Source organism: Thermostichus sp. MS-CIW-30 (assembly GCF_054058015.1).
The window spans coordinates 1-5,513 of sequence record NZ_JBSRZW010000054.1 but is presented as its reverse complement, the minus strand read 5'-3'; the positions used below and the strand labels follow the sequence as shown (position 1 = coordinate 5,513).

6 protein-coding genes are annotated in these 5,513 nt (G+C 58.6%); 4 read left to right on the top strand and 2 right to left on the bottom strand.

The window, feature by feature from the left end:
* Positions 1-314: 314 nt before the first annotated feature.
* The 3 genes from upp to ACVWXW_RS14230 all read left to right on the top strand — a co-directional run bounded on the left by upp (position 315) and on the right by ACVWXW_RS14230 (position 2,853).
* Positions 315-1,004 (top strand): uracil phosphoribosyltransferase, encoded by a 690-nt coding sequence (gene upp / locus ACVWXW_RS14240; protein WP_011433955.1) that lies wholly within the window; start codon positions 315-317, stop codon positions 1,002-1,004.
* A 270-nt stretch (positions 1,005-1,274) separates the two neighbouring features.
* Complete coding sequence (locus ACVWXW_RS14235; RefSeq protein WP_457404357.1) at positions 1,275-2,159, top strand: hypothetical protein; 885 nt, start codon at positions 1,275-1,277, stop codon at positions 2,157-2,159.
* A complete protein-coding gene (locus tag ACVWXW_RS14230; protein ID WP_457404355.1) occupies positions 2,146-2,853 on the top strand; it encodes a tetratricopeptide repeat protein in 708 nt (235 codons plus the stop codon). The genes ACVWXW_RS14235 and ACVWXW_RS14230 overlap by 14 nt, the downstream gene beginning before the upstream one ends.
* Positions 2,854-2,925: 72 nt before the next feature.
* On the opposite strand, the gene ACVWXW_RS14225 is transcribed toward ACVWXW_RS14230, so the two are convergent.
* The gene (locus tag ACVWXW_RS14225; protein WP_414328994.1) at positions 2,926-3,078 is read right to left on the bottom strand and encodes a hypothetical protein; all 153 of its coding nucleotides are present in this window, start codon (positions 3,076-3,078) and stop codon (positions 2,926-2,928) included.
* A 72-nt stretch (positions 3,079-3,150) separates the two neighbouring features.
* Positions 3,151-4,272 carry an LptF/LptG family permease gene (locus ACVWXW_RS14220; RefSeq protein ID WP_457404353.1) on the bottom strand — a complete coding sequence of 374 codons (1,122 nt, stop codon included), beginning with the start codon at positions 4,270-4,272 and terminating at the stop codon, positions 3,151-3,153.
* A 254-nt stretch (positions 4,273-4,526) separates the two neighbouring features.
* On the opposite strand from ACVWXW_RS14220, the gene ACVWXW_RS14215 reads away from it, so the two are divergent.
* Positions 4,527-5,444, top strand: coding sequence for a pyruvate kinase (locus ACVWXW_RS14215; protein ID WP_457404351.1), 918 nt, complete (start codon positions 4,527-4,529; stop codon positions 5,442-5,444).
* Positions 5,445-5,513 lie beyond the last annotated feature (69 nt).

Below are 5,513 nucleotides of genomic sequence, written 5' to 3'. Positions count from 1 at the left end.
CTTCTGCCATTTGTTTTCATCTAAAAAAACCAACTTCATCCTCTTTCCTCTATAAATTATTCTCTCTATCCTAACATAAGATCAACACGACCTAGGACACTTCACCCGCACTTAGGGTGCTGAATGCACTGAACCAGAAGGCTTGTCTCAGTAGCCTAATCTGAACAGCTACAACCTGCAGACCTCGTTCTGTCCCAACCCTGCTTGATCAAAGAGTTCCACCTGTTGGGCATTTGCCGGAGCTATTGATCCGGTCGGGATGGAGTTGCGGTCAAGTCAATTGGAGAGCTTGCTTTCTGCTGAGGCAACCCGCTATGCTACCGCCCAGATTGAGGCATTCTCCCGTGGCAAGTCAGCAGCTTCGTGTTTATGTCCCCCCTCACCCGCTCATCAAGCATTGGCTAACTGTGGCTCGGGATGCGGAGACTCCCATGCCCCTGTTTCGCACGGCCATGTCGGAGCTGGGCCGCTGGCTAACCTATGAGGCGATGCGGGAGTGGATCCCCACCCAGACCGTTCAGGTGCAAACCCCTTTGGAACCCGTTGCCGCGGAGGTCATTGCGCCGGATACCCTGCTGGGCATTGTGCCTGTATTGCGAGCCGGTTTGGCGATGTTAGAGGGTTGTCAAGCCCTTTTGCCCCAGGCGCGGATCTTTCACATCGGTATGGTGCGGGATGAGGAAACGCTGCAGGCCAGTTGCTACCTCAATCGCCTTCCAGAGCGGATCCCTGAACAGATGCGCATTCTCATTCCCGAGCCGATGTTGGCCACCGGGGGCACGCTGCTCTGGGTTTTGGATGAGCTAAAAAAACGGGGGGCGGATCCCAGCTTGGTTAGAATTGTCAGCGCATTGGCAGCGCCCCCAGGGTTACAGCGGTTGGGATCCCACTACCCGATGGTGCAAATCTTCTGCGCCATGATCGACGAGCGGCTGAACGATCGAGGGTTCATTTTGCCCGGGCTGGGGGATGCAGGGGATCGCGCCTTCGGCACAGAGAACTAGCCACTGACCCACTCAATCTGTCTGTCTTCTCTGCTGCTGGTTTTTGAGCCAAGATCTTCGGCGACACACGCATTCTGTAGTGCTCAATCGAGCTTTTACCACTTCTGGCGCACGGATTGCCCATTCACCCAGATGCTTTGAGGGAGAGCATTTGGGGCTAATCCCCCTCAGGTTGGTCAAGCTATTGGATCATAGGTACTGTAGGACGCTTCAGCCGGTCGTGCTGCTTGAAATTTTGACGGGGCCAGCGCCTTTCCCTTTCCTGCACCTATGCGACTTGTCCTTACCAGTTTGGATGGCAGCTTGCTGGATCTGGAGTCCAACAGCTATGGTGCTGCCCGACAAGCCTTGGCTGCCCTAGAGCGCCGCTCCATTCCCTTGGTGCTCTACAGCCTGCGCACCCGCGCTCAACTGGAACATGTGCGGCGGCAGTTGCGCCTGGAGCATCCGTTCATCTGTGAGGATGGCTCTGCCGTTTACGTTCCCGAGCATTACTTCCCGGCGGGCATCCTAGACGAGCAGTGGCAACACCGACCGCCCTACTACGTGTATGCTTTGGGTCTGCCCTATTCTCGCCTGCGCAGCATCCTGCAACAGGTGCGTCAAGAGTCCCACTTGGATTTGATCGGGTTTGGGGATTGGACTGCCTCTGAACTGGCCGCTGCCACTGGGATCCCTTTGGAAGAGGCGGAGCGGGCGCAGCAGCGAGAGTACAGTGAGATTTTCAGCTATTCCGGGGATCCCGAAACCCTACGGGAAGCTTTTGCCCAACAAGAGGCCAACCTCACCCAACATCTGCTGCGGGTGCGTCAGCTCCACTTCTCCAGCCTGCCGCAATGGTATCTGACCGGATGGATACGGCCAACGATGGCCGCAGAACCCAATTGGTTACCGGGGGAGCAGGCGGTGCGGCGGCTGCTGGATTGCTATCAACGGCATTTGGGCCCTATCAAGGCTTTGGGCATTGGTTGTTCCCCGCCCGATGTGGCCTTTTTGCGGTGGACGGAGCAAAAAGTGGTGCTTCCCAGCCCCATTGCGGATAGTCTCTGGAGTGAGGCCCTGCCTCAATGGCAATTGGCTCAGCTCCCCGGCCCAGAGGGGTGGAATGAAGTGGTGTTGATGTGGTTGGAGGAAACAGATCATGGTGATGAATAGGCAGCAGATTGGTCGTCAGGCTGTACCCTTAGGCCTGAAAACGGTGGGGTGCCTGCTGAGCTTGGCGGTGGCCATGCCTGCCCACGCGCAACCGCCCATGACCCTACTGACAGGGGAGCCGACGGTCGCCCAACTGAAGGAAGACGGAGCTCGCTATCTGCAGATGGGCTTCCATACCTTGGCCATCAACGCCTACCGGAGCGCAATTGAACTGGAAGAAAAAACCTTGGTGCTGCCCAGCGAACGGGATCCCGACGTGCCTTTCAACCTCGGCTTGATCTATGCCCGTCAAGGCAAGCTGGCGGAGGCCCGCGCCGCCTTTCAGCGCTCGGTGGAGGTGGATCCCAGTGGCTTTAAGGCCCGCTATCAACTGGCCTTGGTGGATCTCAAGCTGGGGAACCTGGCCGCAGCCAAAGAGCAGCTCACCCTTTTGGCCCATGCCGCCAGCAACCATCCGGAAACCCACAGCCATATTCAAGCTCTGCTGGCCACTCTGGAGTCTGTTCCCTTGCCCGGCCAACAAGGGGAGAACCCGGCTCGCCCTCCAGCCGTTGAGTCAGAAGCCGCCAAGCTTTTGCTCGAACCTCAGAAAACAGAAACAGCCGCCCTGCCCACCGCAGCTGAGCAAAAACCGCCAGAGGAGACAAAACCTCTCTCGACTCTGCAGCGGCTACGTCAACGGGAGCGGGACTAGAGCCCCCTCTAGTTTTAACTATTTCTTAAGGCATGGGGCCGGCTGCCAGGGATCCCGTCACCGGGCCTTGGGCTAGGCTCGCCCCTTTTGGGGATCCGACTGAGAATCCTCGGGCTGGGGCCCTTTGGTGGTGAACACCGTGGTGAACATCATCAGCATGCCTCCCCCCAAGATCAGCAGGGCTAATCCGCCAAACATCCAATTCATCCAAGCTTGAACTTCCATGGGGGAGCTCTCCAGAATACGAGAATCCATTGGGCAGTTTTATCCTACATCTGGAGAAACGGTGCCCAGCAGCTACTGATTGGCTCGGTAAAGCAACCCCAGCCCTACGGCGGCACAGATCAAGTTGGGCAACCAAGCCGCCATTGCTGGCCCCAGCGTCCCAATTTGTCCCAGCGCCTGGGTGATGAACAGCAGCACATAGAAGGCAAAGATAATCAGCACACTGATGCCCAACCCCAAAGAGGAACCGGTGCGCTGCGGGCGCAGCCCCAAAGGCACCCCAATCAGGGTAAACGCCAGACACGCGAAAGGAATGGCATACTTTTGGTTGAGGCTGACCTGCAGACGGCGCACCCGTTGCAGATCTCCAGAACTGGCGATCACCTCGATGTAATGCTTCAGCTCCCGAATGTTCATTTCCTCAGGGCTGCGGATCTCTTGAGCCAGCTCCAGCGGCGCGCGAGGCAGACGCAACTCCTGCCGGCTGAAGGTGGCAATGTTGCTGTAGGTGCCATCCGGAGAAACGATGTAGTTGGTGCCATCCTCAAACACCCAAAGATTCTCTTGGGGATCCCAGCGTCCCCGTTGGGCCAGCAGGATTTGGTTGAGCGCTTCGTTGGAAAAATCCAGGACGATAATGCCGCGCATTTGCTTCCCATCGAAGCTGCGGGCGTAGAACTGACGGGTTAGCCCTTGTCGCCGGGAAAAGGTGCCGTCCGGCTCAGGCATGAGGATCTCGCCAAATTCTTGGTAGAGGATATTCTCCCGCCGGAAGTCCGGATCCCGATTTAAAGCTCGGTTCAAAGTCGTGGCCGCTTGGCGATTGCTCACCGGCACCACCAGCTCATTGAACAGAAACGTTAACGTCGTCACCAGCAAGCTGAGGACGAGGGCAGGCACCATGAGGCGGTAAAGGCTCACCCCGCAGCCGCGCAGGGCTGTGATTTCGCTATCGGCAGACAAGCGCCCATAAGCCAGCAACGTGGCCAGCAACATGGACATCGGGAACGTCAGGACGATGATCCCCGGCGCCCGCAGCACGAACACCTGCAAGGCTGCTGAAATCGATAACCCTGCCTCCACCACCAGGCGCACCAGCTCGAACAGGGATCCCACCGCCATCACCAAGGTTGTGAAAGCTCCCACCCCAAAGAGAAACGGCAGCAGCATCTCCGAGAGGACATAGCGATCCATCAGGCCCACCGCGCAAACGAGGGAGAGCCTGTGGTCAGGCCGCTCGCGGGAACGGGCAGGAGGGAGAGAATGAAGTTTCACGCAACCCAAGGAAGTAGTAGGCAGGACAGCCGAAGGCTGTTAACGACTCTAGACCGGAACACTGGGCAATGAAAGGCTATCGCCTTCCTTTCTCAACCTAACCCGCCTATGATCGACCCCAAGTAAGCTCAGGCATAGAATTGGGCCGGGTTTGTCTTGGGAAGACTTTCGACATGGTTTCCTCCTCTTCCCCCTCCTGCAATCTTAGGAGTTTGCTGGAGCGGCTCCTGGAGCTGCGGCAGCAGGTTGTAGAGGGATCCCAGAAATACTTGGCCGCTTGGGGCTGCCTTACGAGCCCTCCTGCGGCCATCCACAACCTGGCGCGCTACCTGGCGCTGCGCCAACAGGATCTGCGCAGCTTGCAACTGGAGCTGGCGGCTGCGGGGCTGTCCTCGCTGGGGCGCTGTGAGTCGCGGGTTCTGGAGGGCCTGGATGCGGTGATTGCTATTTTGGCAGCCACCCAGGGTTTGACCCATACGGCACCCAGCTATGAAGAGTTTTACGCCGGGGATACGGCACTAGAGCAGCACGCCGAGGCGCTGTTTGGCCCCCCTTCTCCCCATCGCCGCGCGCGCATCATGGTGACCCTGCCCAGCGAAGCCGCCGAGCAGCCGGAGCTGTTGCTGCAGTTGTTGGAGCGGGGCATGAACGTGGCCCGCATCAACTGCGCCCACGACGAGCCCTCGGTGTGGGAGAAAATGGTGGCCCACTTGCGCCAGGCCGAAGCCCAGACCCAACGGCGTTGCAAGATTTTGCTGGACCTGGCTGGCCCCAAGATCCGCACCGGCCCAGTGGCCATGCCCCCCGGCAAAACCAAGGTGTACCGCGGGGATCGCATCCTGCTCACCGCGAAGGTTCCTGAGGCCAGCGCCGATATCTCCTGCCAGGTGACCTGCAGCCTGCCGGAGGTTTTGGCGCACCTGCAGGTAGGGGCAAGTGTTTGGATCGACGACGGCAAAATCGGCGCCCGCGTGGTAAGGATCGAGCCGGCAGGCGTGGTGCTGGAGGTGGACAAAGTTGCCCCTCAGGGCAAGAAGTTGCGAGCAGAAAAAGGCCTCAATTTTCGTAAACTACCCGGCTCCGACCGCTAAGCGGTACGGAGCGGGCTTTCAGTAGCCCTGAGCCTGCTCTGCTCTACCAGAGAACAAAACAAGCCCGGA